At 70.8% G+C, this 20,170-nt stretch carries 20 protein-coding genes and 1 riboswitch; of the genes, 12 read left to right on the plus strand and 8 right to left on the minus strand.

The genetic code is table 11. The features are described 5' to 3' along the window. The first annotated feature begins 362 nt into the window (after positions 1-362). Positions 363-971 carry a TetR/AcrR family transcriptional regulator gene (locus SSQG_RS25970; RefSeq protein WP_003992837.1) on the plus strand — a complete coding sequence of 203 codons (609 nt, stop codon included), beginning with the start codon at positions 363-365 and terminating at the stop codon, positions 969-971. 7 nt (positions 972-978) lie between these two features. Here the strand turns inward: SSQG_RS25970 and SSQG_RS25975 are convergent, their stop codons facing one another. The 4 genes from SSQG_RS25975 to SSQG_RS25990 form a co-directional block, all read right to left on the minus strand. Continuing rightward, a complete protein-coding gene (locus tag SSQG_RS25975) occupies positions 979-1,302 on the minus strand; it encodes a DMT family transporter (protein WP_003992839.1) in 324 nt (107 codons plus the stop codon). 147 nt (positions 1,303-1,449) lie between these two features. After that, positions 1,450-2,460: a ribosome small subunit-dependent GTPase A gene (gene rsgA, locus SSQG_RS25980; RefSeq protein WP_003992840.1), complete on the minus strand. Its 1,011-nt coding sequence runs from the start codon at positions 2,458-2,460 to the stop codon at positions 1,450-1,452. 17 nt (positions 2,461-2,477) lie between these two features. Next, positions 2,478-3,794: a 3-phosphoshikimate 1-carboxyvinyltransferase gene (gene aroA, locus SSQG_RS25985; protein ID WP_003992841.1), complete on the minus strand. Its 1,317-nt coding sequence runs from the start codon at positions 3,792-3,794 to the stop codon at positions 2,478-2,480. Between the two features lie 110 nt (positions 3,795-3,904). After that, the gene (locus SSQG_RS25990) at positions 3,905-4,627 is read right to left on the minus strand and encodes a M50 family metallopeptidase (protein WP_003992842.1); all 723 of its coding nucleotides are present in this window, start codon (positions 4,625-4,627) and stop codon (positions 3,905-3,907) included. Between the two features lie 50 nt (positions 4,628-4,677). Here SSQG_RS25990 and SSQG_RS25995 point away from each other — a divergent pair, with 50 nt between their 5' ends. The 10 genes from SSQG_RS25995 (at position 4,678) to SSQG_RS26040 (ending at position 14,758) form a co-directional block, all read left to right on the plus strand. Continuing rightward, positions 4,678-5,493, plus strand: coding sequence for an SOS response-associated peptidase (locus SSQG_RS25995; protein ID WP_003992843.1), 816 nt, complete (start codon positions 4,678-4,680; stop codon positions 5,491-5,493). A 10-nt stretch (positions 5,494-5,503) separates the two neighbouring features. Continuing rightward, positions 5,504-6,142 (plus strand): alpha/beta family hydrolase, encoded by a 639-nt coding sequence (locus SSQG_RS26000; protein ID WP_003992844.1) that lies wholly within the window; start codon positions 5,504-5,506, stop codon positions 6,140-6,142. Between the two features lie 256 nt (positions 6,143-6,398). Then, positions 6,399-7,085 (plus strand): RNA polymerase sigma factor SigR, encoded by a 687-nt coding sequence (gene sigR, locus SSQG_RS26005; protein ID WP_039933629.1) that lies wholly within the window; start codon positions 6,399-6,401, stop codon positions 7,083-7,085. Further along, the gene (gene rsrA, locus SSQG_RS26010; protein ID WP_003992846.1) at positions 7,082-7,393 is read left to right on the plus strand and encodes a mycothiol system anti-sigma-R factor; all 312 of its coding nucleotides are present in this window, start codon (positions 7,082-7,084) and stop codon (positions 7,391-7,393) included. Before sigR ends, rsrA begins: the two co-directional genes overlap by 4 nt. A gap of 151 nt (positions 7,394-7,544) precedes the next feature. After that, on the plus strand, positions 7,545-8,876 hold the full coding sequence (locus SSQG_RS26015; RefSeq protein ID WP_039933630.1) for an HD-GYP domain-containing protein: 1,332 nt from the start codon (positions 7,545-7,547) through the stop codon (positions 8,874-8,876). Further along, on the plus strand, positions 8,873-10,120 hold the full coding sequence (locus SSQG_RS26020; protein WP_003992848.1) for an HD-GYP domain-containing protein: 1,248 nt from the start codon (positions 8,873-8,875) through the stop codon (positions 10,118-10,120). Before SSQG_RS26015 ends, SSQG_RS26020 begins: the two co-directional genes overlap by 4 nt. Before the next feature lie 117 nt (positions 10,121-10,237). Then, a complete protein-coding gene (locus tag SSQG_RS26025; RefSeq protein WP_003992849.1) occupies positions 10,238-11,218 on the plus strand; it encodes a tetratricopeptide repeat protein in 981 nt (326 codons plus the stop codon). Between the two features lie 130 nt (positions 11,219-11,348). After that, a complete protein-coding gene (def, locus tag SSQG_RS26030) occupies positions 11,349-11,999 on the plus strand; it encodes a peptide deformylase (protein WP_003992850.1) in 651 nt (216 codons plus the stop codon). 306 nt (positions 12,000-12,305) lie between these two features. Next, positions 12,306-13,391, plus strand: a complete 1,086-nt coding sequence (gene cyc1, locus SSQG_RS26035) for an epi-isozizaene synthase (protein ID WP_003992851.1) — start codon at positions 12,306-12,308, stop codon at positions 13,389-13,391. Then, entirely contained in the window at positions 13,388-14,758 is a 1,371-nt protein-coding gene (locus tag SSQG_RS26040) for a cytochrome P450 (RefSeq protein WP_003992852.1), read from the plus strand. Before cyc1 ends, SSQG_RS26040 begins: the two co-directional genes overlap by 4 nt. Before the next feature lie 13 nt (positions 14,759-14,771). Here the strand turns inward: SSQG_RS26040 and SSQG_RS26045 are convergent, their stop codons facing one another. Then, a complete protein-coding gene (locus tag SSQG_RS26045) occupies positions 14,772-15,734 on the minus strand; it encodes a GlxA family transcriptional regulator (RefSeq protein ID WP_039933633.1) in 963 nt (320 codons plus the stop codon). Positions 15,735-15,827: 93 nt separating this feature from the next. Between SSQG_RS26045 and SSQG_RS41940 the strand changes: the two genes are divergently transcribed. Then, positions 15,828-16,070: a hypothetical protein gene (locus SSQG_RS41940; protein ID WP_167545767.1), complete on the plus strand. Its 243-nt coding sequence runs from the start codon at positions 15,828-15,830 to the stop codon at positions 16,068-16,070. On the opposite strand, the gene SSQG_RS26055 is transcribed toward SSQG_RS41940, so the two are convergent. From SSQG_RS26055 to SSQG_RS26065, 3 genes are all read right to left on the minus strand, one after another. Continuing rightward, positions 15,983-16,990 (minus strand): ribonucleotide-diphosphate reductase subunit beta, encoded by a 1,008-nt coding sequence (locus SSQG_RS26055; RefSeq protein ID WP_039933635.1) that lies wholly within the window; start codon positions 16,988-16,990, stop codon positions 15,983-15,985. The genes SSQG_RS41940 and SSQG_RS26055 overlap by 88 nt on opposite strands. Then, entirely contained in the window at positions 16,990-19,347 is a 2,358-nt protein-coding gene (locus tag SSQG_RS26060) for a ribonucleoside-diphosphate reductase subunit alpha (RefSeq protein ID WP_039933636.1), read from the minus strand. Before SSQG_RS26060 ends, SSQG_RS26055 begins: the two co-directional genes overlap by 1 nt. A 124-nt stretch (positions 19,348-19,471) precedes the next feature. Then, positions 19,472-19,600: riboswitch (cobalamin riboswitch) on the minus strand. Positions 19,601-19,652: 52 nt separating this feature from the next. Next, the gene (locus tag SSQG_RS26065) at positions 19,653-20,159 is read right to left on the minus strand and encodes a GNAT family N-acetyltransferase (protein ID WP_003992857.1); all 507 of its coding nucleotides are present in this window, start codon (positions 20,157-20,159) and stop codon (positions 19,653-19,655) included. Positions 20,160-20,170: the final 11 nt, after the last annotated feature.

Here is a 20,170-nt window from a genome sequence, read left to right on the forward strand (position 1 = left end):
GAACGGTATCTGCCGTGGTGGGGGTGGGGCTACCGCGAGTCTGGGGGCGGGTGTGGGGGCGTTGTGGGGGGTCGGCGTCCGTGAGGTGCCGGGTGTTGGTGCCGGGGGGTGTTGCGCAGCCCGGCGTCGCGGGGTGCCTCCCCCAAGCTCTCGGCTTCGCTCGAGCAGGGGGACCCCCCCATCGCCCCAGCGGCACGACTGCCCGCAGCTGAGGCGGTGACGACTGCCCGCAGCTGAGGCGGTGGCCGCTGCCCGCAACTGGGTACGGCTGAAAGGTGCCCCTGCGTGTGGTCGCGGGCCCTTGACAGTGGTTTCGGGCGCGTCAAATCTGGGCGCACAGCCGCTCGCCCCAAGGGGAGGCGATGATGCCTGCAGCGCGGGAATCTCTACTGGACGCCGCTTACACGGCACTGGTGCGCCGGCCCTGGTCCGCCGTACGCATGGTGGACGTGGCCGCGGCGGCCGGAGTGTCCCGGCAGACCCTGTACAACGAGTTCGGCAGCAAGGACGGGCTCGCCCGGGCGCTCGTGCGCAGAGAAGCCGACGGCTATCTCGCCGGGGTCGACCGCGCCCTCGCCGGCGAGGGCGACCATCGCGAACGGCTCACCGCGACCGCCGAGTGGACCACCGCCGCCGCCCGCGAGAACTCCCTGGTCCGCGCCATGCTCACCGGCTGCTGGACCGAACGGCTGCCCACCCCGCCCCTGTCGGCCGTCCCCTCCACCTCCGTCGTGCCGGCCCAGCGCCGCGCCGACGGCCCACTGCCCTCACCCGGAGACTTCGTCACCCTCGTCCGCGACCGCGCCGTCAAGGTCCTGGCCGGACCGGGCACGCCCCAGTCCGACACCGCAGACCTGGCCCGTTCCTGCGAACTCGCCGTCCGGCTCGCCCTGTCCTGCGTGGCCGCGCCGGCCGGCGAGGGCGGTGTCGCCGGCCTGGTCGGCACCGCCCTTCAACGAACGGCCGGCTGACGCGACGTCAGTGGGCCGACCCCGACAACTGCAGGCCGACCACGCCGATGATGACGAGGCTGATCGACACGATCTTCAGCGTCGACACCAGGTCGCCCAGGAAGATCATGCCGTAGATCGCCGTGCCGGCCGCGCCGATACCCGTCCACACCGCGTACGCGGGACCCACGTCGAGTCTGCGCAGCGCCAGGGTCAGCAGTCCGAAACTGCCGAGGGCGAAGATGCAGAACGCGACCGTCGGCCAGAGCCGCGTGAAGCCGTGGGACAGTTTCAGACACACGGCGAAGCCGGTCTCCAGCAACCCGGCCACGATGACCAGCAGCCACGCCATGAGTCGTTCCTCCCGTGTCCCACGTTCAGCGACCGCTGAGTCGGCTGGAGCTGGTTCGCCGGATTCCCCGGCGTGCGGTCGGTCCGGCGTCCGGCTCGGTGCGATTATGCACTTGCCATCCACACGCCCTGACAAACAACGCGGAGGTCAGTCGCCTTCCTTCCGCTCCCGCGTGGCCAGCAGCCGCCGCAGCGAGTACAGCCGCGCCGGGTCCGCGTGCCCCTCGGCCACCCACGTGTCCAGCGCACAGTCCGGCTCGTCGTGACTGCACGCGCGCGGGCACCCCTCGGTGCCCGGCTCCAGGTCGGGGAAGGCGTGGATGACCCGGGACGGGTCCACGTGGTTCAGCCCGAAGGACCGCACACCCGGTGTGTCGATCACCCAGCCGTCACTGCCCGACAGCGGCAGCGCCAGCGCCGAGGTGGTGGTGTGCCGGCCACGGCCCGTCACCGCGTTCACATGCCCCGTCGTACGCCGCCGCTCCTCCGGGACCAGCGCGTTGACCAGGGTCGTCTTGCCGACACCGGAGTGGCCGACGAAGGCCGTGATCTTGCCGTCGAGGTGCTCGCGCGCCCGGTCGACGGCGACGCCGCTGTCCAGTTCGGCGCGGCTGGTGACGACGTAGGGGATGTCGAGGTCGCCGTAGAGCTCCAGCAGCTTCTCGGGCGGGGCGAGGTCCGACTTGGTCAGCACCAGCAGGGGGTCCAGGCCCCCGTCGTAGGCCGCCACGAGACAGCGGTCGATCAGCCGCGGGCGCGGCTCCGGATCGGCGAGGGCGGTCACGACGGCGAGCTGGTCCGCGTTGGCGACGACCACGCGCTCGTACGGATCGTCGTCGTCCGCGGTGCGGCGCAGGAGCGAGGTCCGCTCCTCGATGCGCACGATCCTCGCGAGGGTGTCCTTCCTGCCCGACAGGTCACCGACGAGCGCCACCCGGTCGCCGACCACCGCCGCCTTGCGGCCCAGTTCGCGGGCCTTCATCGCCATCACCACACGGTCCTCGACCAGGCAGGTCAGACGGCCCCGGTCGACTGTGAGCACGAGCCCCTCGGCGGCGTCCTCGTGCTTGGGGCGGATGTTCGTCCGGGGCCGGGTGTTCCGGCGGCCCGGGCGGGTGCGGATGTCGTCCTCGTCGGTGTGCTTGCCGTAGCGCCGCATGACGTGATCCCTGCGCCCTACGCCCCGAGCATCCCGGTCCACAGGTCGGGGAAGTCGGGCAGGGTCTTCGCCGTCGTCGCCACGTTCTCGATCTGCACTCCCTCCACCCCGAGGCCGAGGATCGCGCCGGCCGTGGCCATGCGGTGGTCGTCGTACGTGTGGAAGACCCCGCCGTGCAGGCGGCGCGGGCGGATGTGCAGCCCGTCGGCGGTCTCGGTGACGTCACCGCCGAGTTCGTTGATCTCCTTCGTCAGCGCGGCCAGCCGGTCCGTCTCGTGCAGCCGCAGGTGGGCCACGCCGCGCAGGGTCGACGGCGAGTCCGCGAGGGCCGCGACCGCGGCGATGCCCGGCGTCAGCTCGCCGACCTCGCCCAGGTCGACGTCGATGCCGTGGACCGAGCCCGAGCCGGTGAACACGAGCCCGTACTCGGTCAGTTCGCAGGAGCCGCCCATCTCGGTGAAGATCTCGCGCAGCCGGTCACCGGGCTGGGTGGTGTGGGCCGGCCAGTCGGGGATGACGACCTTGCCGCCGGTCACCAGGGCCGCCGCGAGGAACGGCTGGGCGTTGGACAGGTCCGGCTCGATGACGAGGTCCCGGCCGAGCAGGGCGCCCGGCGTGACCCGCCAGACGTTCGGCTCGCCGCCCGACTCGGGCGTGTCCACCTGCGCGCCGACCGCGCGCAGCATGTCGACGGTCATCCGGATGTGCGGCATGGAGGGCAGCGTGCTGCCGGTGTGGCGGACCTCGACGCCCTGGTTGAAGCGGGGGCCGGACAGCAGCAGGGCGCTCACGAACTGCGACGAGGAGGACGCGTCGATCGCGACCTGGCCGCCCTCCAGGGCGCCGCTGCCGTGCACGGTCAGGGGCAGTGCGCCACGGCCGTCGTCGTCGATCCGGGCGCCGAGCTGACGCAGCGCGTCGATGACACCGGTCAGGGGACGCTCGTAGGAGCGGGGGTCGCCGTCGAACCGGACGGGACCGTCGGCGAGCGCGGCGACCGGCGGCAGGAACCGCATCACCGTGCCGGCGTTGCCGACGTCGACCGTGGCCGGGCCGCGCAGGCCCGTGGGGAGCACCCGCCAGGCCTCGCCGGTGCCGTCGGGGCCCACGCCCTCCTCGATCTCGATGCCCATGGCACGCAGCGCGCCGGCCATCAGCAGGGTGTCGCGGGAGCGGAGCGGGCGGCGGAGCCAGCCGGGCTCGGAGGACAGGGAGGCGAGGACCAAGGCGCGGTTGGTGACCGACTTGGACCCCGGCACGTGGACCGTCGCGTCGACGGCTCCGCTCGCGTGCGGGGCGGGCCAGAGGGCGGTGTCTGCGGTGTTCGGGGCCATGGCCCCCACTTTATAAGCAGGCAGTGGTTCGAGTGCTGCTGCGTCGTGGCTGGTCGCGCCCCACGGCGGAGCCGCAGATCGGCACAGCCCCGCGCCCTGAGGTGGGCTGGTCACAAGCCCAGTAGCCAGCGCCCTCCCCCGATCAGCGAGCACAACGACACCGCGTGGAACAGGAAGAGCCACAAGCCCGCCGGCACATGTGTCAGCCGCGACAGCTGGTCGGCGTCCGAGTCACCCGCACCGCCCCGCGACCGCTTCGCCTGGAGCTCGAACGCCGGCCGCACCCCGCCCAGCAACAGGAACCACACCACCACGTAGGCGAAGGCCGCCTGTACCTGCGGACCGGCCAGCCAGGAGACCACGACGAACAGCCCGCCGGTGATGATCAGGGTCAGGGCGCCGTAGGCGTTGCGGATCATCACGAGCATGGCCAGGAGCAGGGCCGTGGCCACCCACAGCAGGAGCGTGATGCGGCCGGCGCCGAGCAGGGCCGCGCCGCCGAGGCCCAGCAGGGGAGGGGCGGTGTAGCCGGCGGCCGCGGTGAGGATCATGCCGATGCCGTGCGGCTTGCCGCGGCTGACGGTCAGGCCGCTGGTGTCCGAGTGCAGACGTATGCCGGTGAGGGTGCGGCCGGTGAGCAGGGCCACGAGCCCGTGGCCGCCCTCGTGGGCGATGGTGATGGCGTTGCGGGAGATGCGCCACAGACCGTGCGGGACCACCACGGCCAGCGCGGCGGCCAGGGTCGCGATCACCACCCAGAGGTCGGGGTCGGGCTGCGTACCGGAGACCTCGTCCCAGAGGGAGGCGAGCGAGGCGGTTGCGGTGCTGTCCATGTAAGGCGTTGGCTCCCTGTGGGCGGATGGAATCTGGCAGTGTGGCACGTATGTGCGGACGGTATTCAGCGAGTCGTAGGCCAGAGGATCTCGCAGGAATCTTTGAGGTCGAGAAGTGGGAGCCCGAGGAGACTCTGGAGCCGGACTACAACGTCGCGCCCACCAAAGAGGTCTACGCCGTCCTCGACCGCCCTTTGAAAGACGTGGCCGACCCGCGCCCGGTTCGCCAGCTGCGCAAGCTGAAGTGGGGCCTCGTCCCGTCCTGGTCGAAGACCCCCGAGGGCGGTGCCCGGATGATCAACGCACGGGCGGAGACCGTCCACGAGAAGCCGTCCTACCGTCGCGCCTTCACCTCCCGGCGCTGCATCCTGCCCGCCGACGGCTACTACGAGTGGGTCACCGGCACGCAGGAGCGCGAGCTGGAGGTCGAGGGCAAGAAGAAGCGCCCGCGCAAGCAGCCCTACTTCGTGACGCCCGCGGACGGGTCGGTCTTCGCGATGGCCGGGCTGTACGAGTTCTGGCGGGACCGCACGCTGCCGGACGACCACCCGCAGGCCTGGTGGGTGACGTGCTCGGTCATCACGACGGAGGCGGAGCAGAGCCCCCTCGCGGTGGCCCCGGCCGACGGGCCCCGGGCCCTGGCCGACATCCATCCCCGGATGCCGCTGATGCTGACGTCCGACCGCTGGGACGCCTGGCTGGACCCGTCCCGCACGGACGCCGGCGACCTGCTCGAACTGCTCGCCCCGCCGCCCGCCGGGCTGATGCGCGCCTACCCCGTCACCACGGCCGTCAGCAACGTCCGCAACAACGGGCCGGAGCTGCTGAAGGAGCTGGAAGGGCCCGAAGAGGGCACACTCTTCTGACGTGACGCATGTGACGAACGCGACGACGGAAACCGTCGAGACCGACGCCGGCCCCGCCCGCATCACCTGGCACGAGGCGAAGAAGGCGCGGCTGGTTCTCGCCGTCAGCCACGGCGCCGGCGGCGGCATCGAGGCCCGTGACCTGAAGGCCCTGGCCGCCGTCCTGCCCGCGCACGGCGTGACCGTGGCCCGCGTGGAGCAGCCCTGGCGGGTGGCCGGGAAGAAACTGGCACCCGCGCCCAGGACCCTGGACGTCGGCTGGCGCGGCATCTGGCCCGCGCTGGCCGGGCCCGGCCAGCCCGTGGTGTCCGGCGGGCGCAGCGCCGGGGCCCGGGTCGCCTGCCGCACCGCCACCGAGCTCGGCGCCCACGCCGTCCTCGCCCTCAGCTTCCCGCTGCACCCGCCGGGCAAGCCCGAGAAGTCCCGAGCGGAGGAACTGCTGGGTTCAGGGGTGCCCACGCTGGTCGTCCAGGGCGGCAACGACCCGTTCGGGAAGCCGGAGGAGTTCCCCGAGGGGCCCTACCGGCTCGTGGAGGTTCCGCACGGGGATCACGGCTTCGCCGTGCCGAAGCGTGCGGAGATCTCGCAGGACGAGGCCGTGGCGGTCATCACGGACGCGGTCGTCGAGTGGACCGGGGCGCTCGGGTAAAGCTTCGGGAATGCCGGGGCGGCGGTCACTGTTGTGCGGGACGTACGTGCTGGAGACCAGCACCGACGCCGTAGGAGAGGGAGTCCGCCGCATGGGTTCGACCATCTGCCCGACCCGCAGCAGCCGCGCCGACCTGGACTGGACGGTGCTGCACGCGGCCAGGACCGCCCCGATTCGGGCGGCGGGCGGGCCGGATCGTCGTCTATCCTCCGATTCGGGTGAGACCGCTTTCGGTCTCACGAGAACACTTGAGGAGGTGGGTCCGGTCACAGGGACCGACGCAGGGACCGAACACGGCCAGGCGGAGCAGCCCGACGGCCAGGGCGGCACGGCCGCCGAGACGGCCGCGCAGCGCAGTGCGCGCTTCGAACGGGACGCGCTCGAGTTCCTCGACCAGATGTACTCGGCCGCGCTGCGCATGACGCGCAACCCGGCCGACGCCGAAGACCTGGTGCAGGAGACGTACGCCAAGGCGTACGCGTCCTTCCACCAGTTCCGCGAGGGCACCAACCTCAAGGCGTGGCTGTACCGGATCCTCACCAACACCTTCATCAACTCGTACCGCAAGAAGCAGCGCGAACCTCAGCGCAGCGCGGCCGAGGAGATCGAGGACTGGCAGCTCGCCCGCGCCGAGTCGCACATGTCGACGGGTCTGCGCTCCGCGGAGTCGCAGGCGCTCGACCACCTGCCCGACTCGGACGTGAAGGAAGCGCTCCAGGCGATCCCCGAGGAGTTCCGCATCGCCGTGTATCTGGCGGACGTCGAGGGGTTTGCCTACAAGGAGATCGCCGACATCATGGGGACACCCATCGGTACGGTGATGTCCCGGCTGCACCGGGGCCGCCGTCAGCTGCGCGGCATGCTGGAGGACTACGCCCGCGACCGTGGGATGGTCCCGGCCGGCGCCGGAGAGTCGAACGAAGCGAAAGGCTCGGGGTCATGAGCTGCGGAGAGCCGCACGAGACGGATTGCAGCGAAATCCTCGATCATCTCTACGAGTTCCTCGACCGTGAGATGCCGGACTCGGACTGCGTGAAGTTCGAGCACCACTTCGAGGAATGCTCGCCCTGCCTCGAGAAGTACGGGCTCGAGCAGGCCGTGAAAAAGCTGGTCAAGCGTTGCTGCGGGCATGACGACGTGCCGGGCGACCTGCGCGCCAAGGTCATGGGGCGGATCGACCTGATCCGCTCCGGCCAGGCGGTCCCCGACAAGGACGTCACCGCCTCGCCCGCCACGCCGACGGAGTCCTGAGACTCCTGCGCCTTTCAACTACCCCCCTCCCGAGGGGGTAGTCATCCTCGAAGGCGTCACTCGAACGTGCTAACCCGCGGGCTATCGGCCCGCGGAGCCCCCTCTGGCGTCCTAGGCTCCGGGCCTGACGGTCATGGCCGGGGAGGGGCTCATGGAAGCGGTACCGGCGCGGACACGTGTGTATGTCGCCTGTGTCGCCCTGGCCGCCCTGCTCTGCCTGCTGCCGCCGCCGGGCATCCGCACGCCCTGGTGGGCCGTCGCGCTGCTCGCCGCGCTGTACGCGGGCTGCGAGCGTGTCGCCCGGTCCCGGTTCGTCGGGATCTCCCACCCCGCCGGGACCTTCTACCCCGTGCTGCTCGCGGGTGCCTTCCTGCTGCCCGCGCCCGCCGCCGCCCTGGTGGCGGTGCCCGGTGCGCTGCTGTCTCCCGCCGGGCAGCGGCCGGTGGCGCTGCGCCGGATCTGGCGGGCGGCCCAGCTCGTCCTCGGCGTGTGGACCGCGGCCCGGGTGCACACGGCGCTCGGCGGACGGAACGCCGTGCTCGAAGGCGACGTCCCCTACGCCCTCGGACCGGCCGGGGCGGCCGTGCTGGCGTTCTGCCTGGTGCTCGCGCTGCTGGACGGCGGAATCCTGGTCGTGGCGGAGCGGGTGCCGGTGCGGCGGGCCTGGCGGGGGCTGGTGGAGCGCTCCCTGGCGCCGATCGCCGTGCACGGGCTGGCCGGGCTGATGATGGCCGTGCTGTGGCGCAGCCCGTACGGACCCGTGGCCGCGCTGCTCGTGCTGCTGCCGATGTGCGTCTCCTGGTGGGCCTTCGCGCAGTACCACCGGGAACGGGCCGCCCACCAGGCGACCATCCGGGCACTGGTCCAGGCCGTCGACATCAAGGACGGCTACACGCGCGGGCACAGCGAGCGCGTCGGGCAGGCCTCCATGATGATCGCGCGTGAGCTGGGCATGGCCGACGAGCGCGTCGAGGTGCTCCGCTTCGCCGGGATCCTGCACGACGTCGGCAAGCTCGGCGTGCCCACCCGGCTGCTCAGGAAGGACGGGCCGCTGACGCCCGAGGAGCGGCGGGTGATCGAGCTGCACCCCGAGTACGGGCACGAGATGGTGCGGGGCATCGGCTTCCTCGGCGAGGCCCGCGCAGCCGTACTGCACCACCACGAACGGCTGGACGGCAGCGGGTACCCGTACGGGCTGCTGGGCCGTCAGATCCCGGAATCCGCCCGGGTGGTGGCGGTCGCGGACGCCTTCGACGCGATGACCTCCACCCGGAGCTACAGCCGGGCCCGGCCCGTCGCGGTGGCCCTGGCGGAGCTGGAGCGGTGCGCCGGCAGCCAGTTCGACCCGGTGATGGTCGCGGCTCTCGTGGAGGCCGTCGGCCGGGTGGGATGGCGCCCCGCCGTGACCGCCGACGACGCCCGCACGCCCCGCGTTCCCCCGCCCGGCGCGCCCCTCCCCAGCAGGCCGGGAGCACACCGATGAGCGCCTACCGGCCGCCCCCGCTGTTCACCCTCGTCCACGCCTGTGCCGCCCTCCTCGCCGCCGGATCCCTCGCCGCAACAAACAACAACGGGCTGGAGGAACGCCGGGTCGCTCTCGCCTTCGGCGTCCTCGTCACCGTGGGGGAGCTCACACGGCGCAACGGGGCGCAGGTCAGGGAACCCGCGCCGCTCGGCGCCGCCGCGGCCCTGTCGTACGCGCTGCTCGGCGAGGCCGGCGGCCGGCCCACGCACCACGGTGTCGCCCAGGCCGTCGCCGTCGTCCTGGCCGCCTCGCTGCTCGGCAGCGTGCCGCACGTCGCCCGGGGACAGGGGCCCACGCTCGACCACCTGGCCCGCCGGATGCTCACCGTCGGGTTCGTCGCCGTGTGCTTCCAGCCCCCGTACAACCGGGGCATGTTCGACCACTGGGGCGGCCCCGCCTACGCGCTGCTGCTGCTCGCGCTGCTCTCCCTGACCGCGCTGTGCGACGCGGTGCTCGCCGCCGCGCTGGCCCACTCCCGCACCGGCTGGCCCTTCGGGCCCGTGCTGCGGGACGAGCTGCGCGCCGTGCTCGGCATCGGGTCGGCCGTCATCGCCACGGGTGCGGTGATGGCGCTGGCGGTCGCCGTCGTCGGCCTGTGGGCGCTGCCCGTCTTCTCCGTGCCCCTGCTGCTCGCCCAGATGTCCTTCCGGCGCTACGCAGCCGTCCGGGCGACCTACCGGCAGACCATCGCCTCCCTCGCGCGGGCCACCGAGGTCGCCGGGTACACCCCCTGCGGGCACGCCCGGCGGGTGGCCGCGCTCAGCCAGGCGGTGGGGCGTGACCTGGGCCTCACCGAGCCCGAGCTGACAGTGCTGGAGTACGCCGCGCTCATGCACGACATCGGCCAGCTGAGCCTCGTCGACCCGGTCCCGGCGGGCGCCACCGCCGTTCTGCCCGCCGCGGAACAGCGGCGTATCGCACTGCTCGGCGGGGCCGTCGTCCGGCAGACGGGCGTCGACGAAGCGGTGGCCGTGGTCGTGGAGCGGCAGGCCGACCCCTACGCCGAACAGCCGCTCGCCGCGCGGATCGTCCGTGCGGTGAATGCGTACGAGGAGAAGTCCCGGGAAGGTGGTCCCGGCGGGCCGCTGACGGCGCTGGAGGAACTCCGGCTCGCCACCGCCGGGGAGTACGCCCCGGAGGTGGTGGAATCACTGGCCCGGGTACTGGCAAGGAGCAGTCTGACCCTGCCCGTGGCTGGGTAACCCATGGGTAATGAGCGCCCTCGAGGCCGCACGTGGTTGGATGCGAAGGAGAAGGTGTCCGGGGGCTCGCAACACAGCTATGGCCAGCCCACCGCACGGAACTGGCAGGCGGGAATCGTGAGGATCTTCGGCAAGGGACGGAACCGGCCCTCCGCCTCCTGGCGGCAGGCCACAGACCGGGCGTTCACACTCATCGGCGACGGCCGGTACGAGGACGCCGGCGCGCTGTTGACACGTGCCGCCGACCTGGAGCCGTGGCTCTCCGAGTCCTGGTTCAACCTCGCTCTGCTGCACAAGTTCCGGCACGACTGGGAACAGGCGCGGGCGGCGGGCCTGAGGGCCGTGGCCCTGCTCGACCGGGACACCGGCGCGCCCGACTGGTGGAACGTCGGCATCGCCGCGACCGCCCTCCAGGACTGGCCGCTGGCCCGGCGCGCCTGGCAGGCCTACGGGCTGCGGGCGCCGGGGGCCGCCCACGACGCCGGTGAGCCCGTCGGCATGGACCTCGGCAGCGCGGCCGTCCGGCTGTCCCCGGAAGGGGAGGCCGAGGTCGTGTGGGGGCGGCGGCTGGATCCCGCGCGGATCGAGGTGCTGTCCATTCCGCTGCCGTCGTCGGGGCGGCGCTGGGGCGAGGTCGTCCTGCACGACGGCGTGCCGCACGGGGAGCGGACCACGGCCGCCGGGCACACGTACCCGGTGTTCGACGAGATCGAGCTGTGGGCGCCGTCCCCGGTGCCGACCTGGGTGGTGCTGCTGGAGGCGGCGACCGAGTCGGACCGGGACGCGCTGGAGCAGCTCGCGGCGGACGCCGGGTTCGCCGCGGAGGACTGGTCCTCTTCGGTGCGGTTGCTGTGCCGGATGTGCTCGGAGTCACGGATGCCCTCCGACGAGGGCGACGGGGAGCATCTCGACCCGCATGATCACAGTGAGCCGGGGCATCCCGGGCCGCTGGGGCACCGGACGGACGGGCAGCTGTGGGTGCCGGAGCGGGAGTGCGGGTTGGCTGCGCCGGCTTCGCTGGTCAGGGGGCTTTTGGACGGGTGGGTGGCCGACAGTCCGGATTCTCGTGACTGGCGGGATCTGGAAGAGGTGTGCTAGGTCGTCCGACGGGTGCGGCGCTGTGGTGGGGGTTGATCGCGCAGTTCCCCGCGCCCCTGAGGGGGCGCCTTCCCCGTACCCTGTATCAGCATCCCAGCTTGGATTTGTTCAGGAAGGCGTACGTAACGTCATGGCTCAGCAGGACACCGATCAGCAGCGTGCGGGCGTGCTTCCCGTCGACGACGAGGGGTACGTGGTCGACACGGAGGACTGCGAGGAGCGCGAGGCGGCCTGGCGGGAGCGGGGGACCTCGCGGCCGATCACGGTGGTCGGGAACCCGGTGCTGCACAAGGAGTGCAAGGACGTCACCGACTTCGGCGACGAGTTCCAGCAGCTCGTCGCGGACATGTTCGCCAGCCAGCGCACCGCCGAGGGCGTCGGTCTCGCCGCCAACCAGATCGGCGTCGACGCGAAGGTCTTCGTCTACGACTGCCCCGACGACGAGGGCGTCCGGCACACCGGTGTCGTCTGCAACCCCAAGCTCGTGGAACTGCCCGCCGAGAAGCGCCGGCTGGACGACAGCAACGAGGGCTGCCTGTCGGTGCCCACCGCGTACGCGCCGCTCGCCCGGCCCGACTACGCCGAGGTGACCGGGCAGGACGAGAAGGGCAACCCGATCAAGGTGCGCGGCACCGGATACTTCGCTCGGTGTTTGCAGCACGAGACGGATCACCTGTACGGCTACCTGTACATCGACCGGCTCTCCAAGCGGGAACGCAAGGACGCGCTGCGGCAGATGGCCGAGAACGAGCCCCGCTACCCCGTGGTGGCCAACGACTGAGGCGTCGGCCTCACCTCAGCCTCACCAGGAGAACGGCGTCTGTTCGGGTTTCTCATCCCGAACAGGCGCCGTTCGTCTGTGCCGTTCGTCTGTGCGTCGCACGTTCGATCGCATCTGCTCTTCTTGTGATCCGGTGCCCGTCACACACCGGGAGGATCCCGGCACTGTGGGGTAGTGAATGAAGCAAATGCGTTCCCAGAAGAGTCAGTTGTGGTGCTGAATGGGGTGAGCGGGGTATGCAACGGCGCACGCCCGGCACGAAGGGAGGGGCGCTCGCGCCAACTGGCGGCTGAGAGGGGTTAGTTCGTGCATGCTTTGTCACACGGCACCACATCGACACCGACCACGATCGCAGTTCCACCGTCGCTCTCTCTCCCGGTGATCGAGGCGACGTTTACCCGGCAACTCCACGCGTATTGGCCGAAGTGCCAGGAGAAGACCCGCGCCTGGCTGCTCGAAAAGCGGCTCATGCCCGCGGACAAGGTTGAGGAATATGCCGACGGCCTGTGCTACACGGACCTCATGGCGGGGTACTACGTCGGCGCCCCCGACGAGGTCATGCAGGCGATAGCGGACTACAGCGCCTGGTTCTTCGTCTGGGACGACCGGCACGATCGCGACATCGTGCACGGTCGTCCGGTCGCCTGGCGGCGCCTGCGGGACCGCCTGCACTCGGCGCTCGACGCACCGGCGGAGCACCTGCACCACGAGGACCCACTGGTCGCCGGGTTCGCGGACAGCGTGTCGCGGCTGTACGCGTTTCTGCCGCGGACGTGGAACCTCCGGTTCGCCCGGCACTTCCACGCGGTGATCGACGCCTACGACCGGGAGTTCCACAACCGCACCCGCGGAATCGTGCCCACGGTCGAGGAATATCTCCGTCTGCGCCGGCTCACCTTCGCCCACTGGATCTGGACGGACCTGCTGGAGCCAGCCGCGGGCTGCGAACTCCCGGACGCCGTCCGGAAACACCCGGCATATCGACGGGCGGCACTGCTGAGCCAGGAGTTCGCCGCCTGGTACAACGACCTCTGCTCACTGCCGAAGGAAATAGCGGGCGACGAGGTGCACAATCTCGGAATCAGTCTCATCACCCATGAGGGGCTGACGCTGGAACAGGCGATCGTGGAAGTCCGGCGCCGTGTCGAGACCTGCATAACGGAATTCCTCGACATCGAAGAGGAAGCAATACGGTTCGCCGACGACCTCGCCGACGGTACCGTGCGGGGAAAGGAACTGAGCGCCGCCGTGCGGGCCTGTGTGAGCAATATGCGGAACTGGTTCAGTTCCGTCTACTGGTTCCATCACGAGTCCGGCCGGTACATGGTCGACAGCTGGGACGACCGGTCCACGCCCCCGTACGTCAACAACGAAGCGGCAGGTGAGAAATGACCGTCGAGTCTGCACAGCCCGAAGCCCCTCCCGCTCCCGACCTGCGTGAGCCGCCCCGGGCAGGCGGCGGTGTGCCTTTCCTCGGGCACGGCTGGAAGCTGGTGCGCGATCCGCTGGAGTTCATGTCCCGGCTCCGGGACCACGGTGACGTGGTCCGGCTGAAACTCGGGCCGAAGACGGTGTACGCGGTGACCACCCCGGAGCTCACCGGCGCGCTCGCGCTGAGCAACGACTTCATCATCGCCGGGCCGCTGTGGGAGTCCCTGGAGGGCCTGCTCGGCAAGGAGGGCGTGGCCACGGCGAACGGCCCGGTGCACCGGCGCCAGCGGCGCACCATCCAGCCCGCCTTCCGGCTCGACGCCATCCCCGCCTACGGGCCGATCATGGAGGAGGAGGCGCATGCGCTGACCGAGCGCTGGAAGCCGGGGGAGACCATCGACTGCACCTCCGAGTCCTTTCGGGTGGCCGTGCGCGTCGCGGCCCGCTGCCTGCTGCGCGGCGACTATATGGACGAGCGGGCGGAGCGGCTGTGCGTCGCGCTCGCCACCGTCTTCCGCGGGATGTACCGGCGGATGGTGGTGCCGCTCGGACCGCTCTACATGCTGCCGCTTCCTGCCAACCGCGAATTCAACCGGGCATTGGCCGATTTGCATCTCCTGATCGACGAGATCGTCGCCGAGCGCCGAGCATCCGGTCAAAAGCCGGACGATTTGCTGACGGCATTGCTGGAGGCGAAGGACGACAATGGCGACCCCATCGGGGAACAGGAGATCCACGACCAGGTCGTCGCGATCCTCACTCCCGGCAGCGAAACCGTCGCGTCCACGATCATGTGGCTCCTGCACATGCTCGCGGAACATCCGGAACACGCGGACAAGGTGCGCGAGGAAGTAGAAGCCGTCACCGGTGGGAGGCCGGTGGCATTCCAGGACGTCCGGAACCTCAGGCACACCAACAATGTCGTCGTGGAGGCGATGCGTTTGCGTCCCGCCGTCTGGATTCTGACGCGGCGGGCGGTGCGGGACACGGAACTCGGTGGATATCGCATTCCGGCCGGTGCGGACATCGTCTACAGCCCGTACGCGATCCAGCGCGATGCGAAGTCGTACGAGCGGAACCTGGAGTTCGACCCCGACCGCTGGCTCCCGGACCGGGTCAAGGACATCCCGAAGCACGCCATGAGCCCGTTCAGCACCGGCAACCGCAAGTGCCCGAGCGACCACTTCTCCATGGCGCAGCTGACGCTGATCACGGCGGCCCTGGCCACCAGCTACCGCTTCGAACAGGTGGCCGGTTCGAATGCCGCAACGCGGGTCGGCATCACGCTCCGGCCGCACGACCTGCGGCTGCGGCCGGTGCGGAGGTGACAGCCGTGTCGCCTCAGGCCGCTTCGGGGCCTCTGAACGTCCTCCGGTAGGTGTTCGGTGTCGTCCCCACCGCCCGGACGAAGTGGTGGCGCAGCGTCGCCGCGTTGCCGAACCCCGTTCGGCCGGCGATCGCGTCCATCGTCTCGTCCGTCGCTTCCAGCAACCGCTGGGCCAGCAGAACGCGCTGGCGCAGGATCCAGCGGTAGGGAGTCGTCCCCGTCTCCTGCTGGAAGCGGCGGGCGAAGGTGCGCGGGGACATGTGGGCGTGGACGGCGAGCTGCTCGACGGTGACCTCCTCGTCGAGATGACGCTCCATCCACGCCAGGACCTCGCCGATCGTGTCGCCCTCGGGGTGGGGGAGCGGGCGCTCGATGTACTGCGCCTGGCCGCCGTCGCGGTGCGGTGGCACCACCATCCGCCGGGCGATCTTGTTGGCGACCTCGGAGCCCTGTTCCTTGCGCACCAGGTGGAGGCAGGCGTCGATGCCGGCGGCCGTGCCGGCGGAGGTGATCACCGGGTCCTCGTCGACGTAGAGCACGTCCGGTTCGACGACCACCCGTGGGTACTGCCGGGCGAGGTCCTTCGCGTGCTTCCAGTGCGTGGCACAGCGGCGGCCGTCCAGCAGCCCGGCCGCGGCCAGCACGAAGACCCCGGAGCAGACGCTCAGCACCCGGGCGCCGCGGTCGACCGCGTGACGCAGGGCGTCCAGCAGATCCGGCGGGAAGTCCCGGCTCGCGTAGCTGTGCCCGGCCGGCACGGCGATCAGATCGGCCGCCTCCAGCCGCTCCAGGCCGTGCCCGACCTGGAGCGAGAAGCCCGAGTTCATGCGCAGCACCGGCCCCTCGGCCGAGGCGACGGCGAAGTCGTACACCGGCAGGCCGTCGTCGCTGCGGTCGGTGCCGAAGACCTCGCACACCACACCGAGTTCGAAGGGGTTCACACCGTCGAGGAGGGCGACGGCCACGTTCTGCAGCATGCCCCCAGTGTGCCTCGTCCTTGGCAGTAATTCGAGGGTCTACGGCAGTACTGCCACTGACGGTAAGGAGCAATCGGCGCGACAGTGGTGTCCATGAACACGAACCAGATCGAAGCCCTGATCGGACTGACCGCCACCTTCGGGATCCTGGTCCTCCTGATCCTCCCGTCCGTGTTCGGCCTGGTGCGCGAGAGGCGCATCGACCGTCAGATCCGGGAGGCCCAGGAGGCCAGGGAGAGCGAGCCGGCTCAGAAGTCCTCGTCCAGGTCGACGGTGCCCTCCACCGCCACCTGGTACGCGGAGGGCCGCCGCTCGAAGAAGTTGGTCAACTCCTGAACCCCCTGGAGCTCCATGAAGGAGAAGGGGTTCTCGGAGCCGTACACCGGAGCGAAGCCGAGCCGGGTGAGCCGCTGGTCGGCGACGCACTCCAGGTACTGCCGCATCGACTCGGTGTTCATGCCCGGGAGGCCGTCACCGCACAGGTCGCGCGCGAACTGCAGCTCGGCCTCGACCGCCTCCCGGAGCATGTCCGTCACCTCCTGCCGGAGCTGGTCGTCGAACAGCTCCGGCTCCTCCTTGCGGACGGTGTCGACCACGTCGAAGGCGAAGGACATGTGCATCGTCTCGTCGCGGAACACCCAGTTGGTGCCGGTGGCGAGGCCGTGCAGCAGGCCCCGGCTGCGGAACCAGTAGACGTAGGCGAAGGCGCCGTAGAAGAACAGTCCCTCGATGCACGCGGCGAAGCAGATCAGGTTCAGCAGGAAGCGGCGGCGGTCCGCCTGCGTCTCCAGCCGGTCCAGCTTCTCCACCGAGTCCATCCACTTGAAGCAGAACGACGCCTTCTCGCGGATGGACGGGATGTTCTCCACGGCCGCGAAGGCCGCCGTGCGGTCCTCCGGGTCGGGGAGATAGGTGTCGAGGAGCGTCAGGTAGAACTGGACGTGCACGGCCTCCTCGAAGAGCTGGCGGCTCAGATACAGCCGCGCCTCGGGGGAGTTGATGTGCTTGTACAGCGTCAGCACCAGGTTGTTCGCGACGATCGAGTCGCCCGTGGCGAAGAAGGCGACCAGGCGGCCGATCAGGTGCTGCTCCGCCGGTGACAGCTTGGCGAGGTCGGCGACGTCCGAGTGGAGGTCGACCTCCTCCACGGTCCAGGTGTTCTTGATGGCGTCCCGGTAGCGCTCGTAGAAGTCCGGGTAGCGCATGGGGCGCAGGGTGAGCTCGAAGCCGGGGTCGAGAAGGTTCTGGGTGCTCATTACTGGCAGGCCTCGCAGGACTCGGGGTTTTCCAGGGAGCAGGCGACCGCTTCGGGATCCGGGGTGGCCTGCGCGGGGACGGTGGCCTGGGCGGCGCGGGCGATGCGGGTCGCCGGGCGCGAGCGCAGGTAGTACGTCGTCTTCAGCCCGGACTTCCAGGCGTAGGCGTACATCGAGGAGAGCTTGCCGATGGTCGGCGTCTCCAGGAAGAGGTTCAGGGACTGGGACTGGTCCAGGAACGGGGTCCTGGCCGCCGCCATGTCGATCAGGCCGCGCTGCGGGATCTCCCACGCAGTGCGGTAGAGGGCGCGCACGTCCTCGGGGATCCAGGCGAAGTCCTGCACCGAGCCGCTGGCCTCGCGCAGGGCCTCCCGGCTGCGGGCGTCCCACACGCCGAGCCGCTTGAGCTCGTCCACCAGGTAGGAGTTGACCTGGAGGAACTCGCCCGACAGCGTCTCGCGCTTGAACAGGTTGGACACCTGCGGCTCGATGCACTCGTACACGCCCGCGATCGAGGCGATGGTGGCCGTGGGGGCGATCGCGAGGAGCAGCGAGTTGCGCATGCCGGTCGCGGCGATGCGCTCCCGCAGCGCCGCCCAGCGCTCCGGCCAGGTCAGCTCCACGTCGTAGTGGTCGGGGTGCAGCACGCCCCGGGCCGTACGGGTCTTCTCCCAGGCCGGCAGCGGACCGCTCCGCTCGGCGAGGTCGGCCGAGGCCTCGTACGCGGCGAGCATGATCCGCTCGGCGATACGGGTGGAGAGGGCCTTGGCCTCCGGCGAGTCGAAGGGCAGGCGCAGCTTGAAGAAGACGTCCTGAAGGCCCATCGCGCCGAGGCCGACCGGACGCCAGCGGGAGTTGGACCGCCCGGCCTGTTCGGTCGGGTAGAAGTTGATGTCGACGACACGGTCCAGGAAGGTCACGGCGGTGCGGACGGTGGCGTCCAGCCGGTCCCAGTCGAGGTCACCGGTCGATGTGTCGACGAAGGCGCCGAGGTTGACCGAGCCGAGGTTGCAGACCGCCGTCTCCCCGTCGCTGGTGACCTCCAGGATCTCCGTGCAGAGGTTGGAGGAGTGGACGACGTGGCCGGGCTCGGCCGTCTGGTTGGCGGTGCGGTTGGCGGCGTCCTTGAAGGTCATCCAGCCGTTGCCGGTCTGCGCGAGGGTGCGCATCATGCGGCCGTACAGCTCGCGGGCGGGCAGGGTCCTCTTCGCCAGGCCCTTCGCCTCGGCCGCCCGGTACGCGGTGTCGAACTCCTCGCCCCACAGGTCGACCAGCTCGGGCACGTCCGAGGGGGAGAACAGCGACCACTGCGCGTCGGCGTTCACCCGCCGCATGAACTCGTCCGGCACCCAGTGCGCGAGGTTCAGGTTGTGCGTACGGCGGGCGTCCTCGCCGGTGTTGTCGCGCAGCTCCAGGAACTCCTCGACGTCGGAGTGCCAGGTCTCCAGGTAGACCGCGGCGGCGCCCTTGCGGCGGCCGCCCTGGTTCACGGCGGCGACCGAGGCGTCCAGGGTCTTCAGGAACGGGACGATGCCGTTGGAGTGGCCGTTGGTGCCGCGGATCAGCGAACCGCGGGCGCGGATACGGGAGTACGCGAGGCCGATGCCCCCGGCGTGCTTCGACAGCCGCGCCACCTGGTGGTACCGGTCGTAGATCGAGTCCAGCTCGTCCTTGGGGGAGTCGAGGAGGTAGCAGGACGACATCTGGGGGTGCCGGGTGCCGGAGTTGAACAGGGTGGGGGAGGAGGGGAGGTAGTCGAGCCGGCTCATGAGCTCGTAGAGCGCGGCCACTTCGTCGACGGACCTGGCGGTGTGGTCCTCCGCTAGACCGGCGGCGACGCGCAGCATGAAGTGCTGGGGTGTCTCGACGACCTTGCGGGTGAGGGGGTGCCGGAGCAGGTAGCGGCTGTGGAGCGTGCGCAGTCCGAAGTAGCCGAAGCGGTCGTCGGCGGCCGGGTCGATCAGGGCGTCGAGCCGGGCCGCGTGCAGCCGTACGAACTCGGCGGTCCGGTCGGCGATGAGGCCCTCCCGGTGCCCGACCACGACGGACTCGGTGAAGGACGTGACGCCCTGGGAGGCGGCCTCGGCGCGGATGCCGATCGTCAGCAGGCGGGCGGCCAGCCGGGAGTAAGCGGGGTCCTCGGAGATCAGACCGGCCGCGGCCTCCGTCGCCAGGTCCCGCAACTCCGCCTCGTCGGCCCGCGCCGACCGGCCGCGCAACGCGGCGGCGGCGACCCGGCCGGGGTCGGTGTCGGGGAGGTCGGCGGTCAGCTCGGTCAGGGTCCGCAACAGCGCGGCACCGGGACCGTCGTGCTGTTCTGCGGCGGCTGAGACCGGATCGGCTGGCGCGATGGTCACGTGGGGCTCTCCCTCGCTCGGCACGGGGGCCTCGTCGAGGGCAGGGGGCAGCACACGAGCGCACACGGCGTCGCGTCCACCGACCCACTCCGCGAGGCCCGGACGTCAGGGCGCACCGGCCGGGCGGCCGGGCGCGCTGTCGGCAGGTCCTCGGACTGACTCCCATACACGCATAAGAAGGCATGGGCACACCGTTGCGGGACAGTTCCGGATTCGCACCGGATTCCCCTGCGGCGACAGCGAGCATGAGCATACATCTTGTGCCGGGTGGTGAAAGCACCCCTAGATGTAGTGTCGCGACGGTTTCACAGCGTCAACTCGTAGGTGAGGAGAGTGATGTCGGGAAGCTCCGGAATCGGGTTCCAGTCGCGCTCTGGGACACGGACGAAGCCGAGGCGTTCGTAGATGCGGTGGGCGGAGTGCATGGTGCGCTGCGTCGACAGGACGACGCGGACACAGCCGTCCGTCGCACGGGCGCGGTCGACGCAGGCGCGGACGAGGGCCTCTCCGGCGCCGCGGCCGCGGGCCTCGTGGGCGACGGCGAGCATCCGTATCTCGGCCTCCCCGGGCCGGGCGATGTCGGTCATGGGACCGCCGGAGGGGACGAAGGTGACGCCACCGAGGAGGTGTTCGCCTTGGGTGGCCACCAGGACGTCCGCCGCGGCGGCCCGCTTGGCCACGTCCCTGAGTTCGCCGAGGTACCAGTCGCTCTCCCCGAAGTCGAGGAGGCCGTCCTTCAGGTAGGCCTGGGCGGTGATCTCGCCGAGGGCGTCGTGTTCGGCGGGCTTCACCCGCCGGATGAGGATGTCCATGGTCCGAGTGT

It is taken from the genome of Streptomyces viridochromogenes DSM 40736 (assembly GCF_000158955.1).
GTDB classification, from domain to species: Bacteria; Actinomycetota; Actinomycetes; order Streptomycetales; family Streptomycetaceae; genus Streptomyces; species Streptomyces venetus.

What these genes read in the sequence shown, in the direction of transcription:
- SSQG_RS25970 (WP_003992837.1), top strand. Translation starts at nt 363, where the DNA reads ATGATGCCTGCAGCGCGGGAATCTCTACTGGACGCCGCTTACACGGCA.
- SSQG_RS25975 (WP_003992839.1), bottom strand. Translation starts at nt 1,302, where the DNA reads ATGGCGTGGCTGCTGGTCATCGTGGCCGGGTTGCTGGAGACCGGCTTC.
- rsgA (WP_003992840.1), bottom strand. Translation starts at nt 2,460, where the DNA reads ATGCGGCGCTACGGCAAGCACACCGACGAGGACGACATCCGCACCCGC.
- aroA (WP_003992841.1), bottom strand. Translation starts at nt 3,794, where the DNA reads ATGGCCCCGAACACCGCAGACACCGCCCTCTGGCCCGCCCCGCACGCG.
- SSQG_RS25990 (WP_003992842.1), bottom strand. Translation starts at nt 4,627, where the DNA reads ATGGACAGCACCGCAACCGCCTCGCTCGCCTCCCTCTGGGACGAGGTC.
- SSQG_RS25995 (WP_003992843.1), top strand. Translation starts at nt 4,678, where the DNA reads ATGTGCGGACGGTATTCAGCGAGTCGTAGGCCAGAGGATCTCGCAGGA.
- rsrA (WP_003992846.1), top strand. Translation starts at nt 7,082, where the DNA reads ATGAGCTGCGGAGAGCCGCACGAGACGGATTGCAGCGAAATCCTCGAT.
- SSQG_RS26015 (WP_039933630.1), top strand. Translation starts at nt 7,545, where the DNA reads ATGGAAGCGGTACCGGCGCGGACACGTGTGTATGTCGCCTGTGTCGCC.
- SSQG_RS26020 (WP_003992848.1), top strand. Translation starts at nt 8,873, where the DNA reads ATGAGCGCCTACCGGCCGCCCCCGCTGTTCACCCTCGTCCACGCCTGT.
- def (WP_003992850.1), top strand. Translation starts at nt 11,349, where the DNA reads ATGGCTCAGCAGGACACCGATCAGCAGCGTGCGGGCGTGCTTCCCGTC.
- SSQG_RS26040 (WP_003992852.1), top strand. Translation starts at nt 13,388, where the DNA reads ATGACCGTCGAGTCTGCACAGCCCGAAGCCCCTCCCGCTCCCGACCTG.
- SSQG_RS26045 (WP_039933633.1), bottom strand. Translation starts at nt 15,734, where the DNA reads ATGCTGCAGAACGTGGCCGTCGCCCTCCTCGACGGTGTGAACCCCTTC.
- SSQG_RS41940 (WP_167545767.1), top strand. Translation starts at nt 15,828, where the DNA reads ATGAACACGAACCAGATCGAAGCCCTGATCGGACTGACCGCCACCTTC.
- SSQG_RS26055 (WP_039933635.1), bottom strand. Translation starts at nt 16,990, where the DNA reads ATGAGCACCCAGAACCTTCTCGACCCCGGCTTCGAGCTCACCCTGCGC.
- SSQG_RS26065 (WP_003992857.1), bottom strand. Translation starts at nt 20,159, where the DNA reads ATGGACATCCTCATCCGGCGGGTGAAGCCCGCCGAACACGACGCCCTC.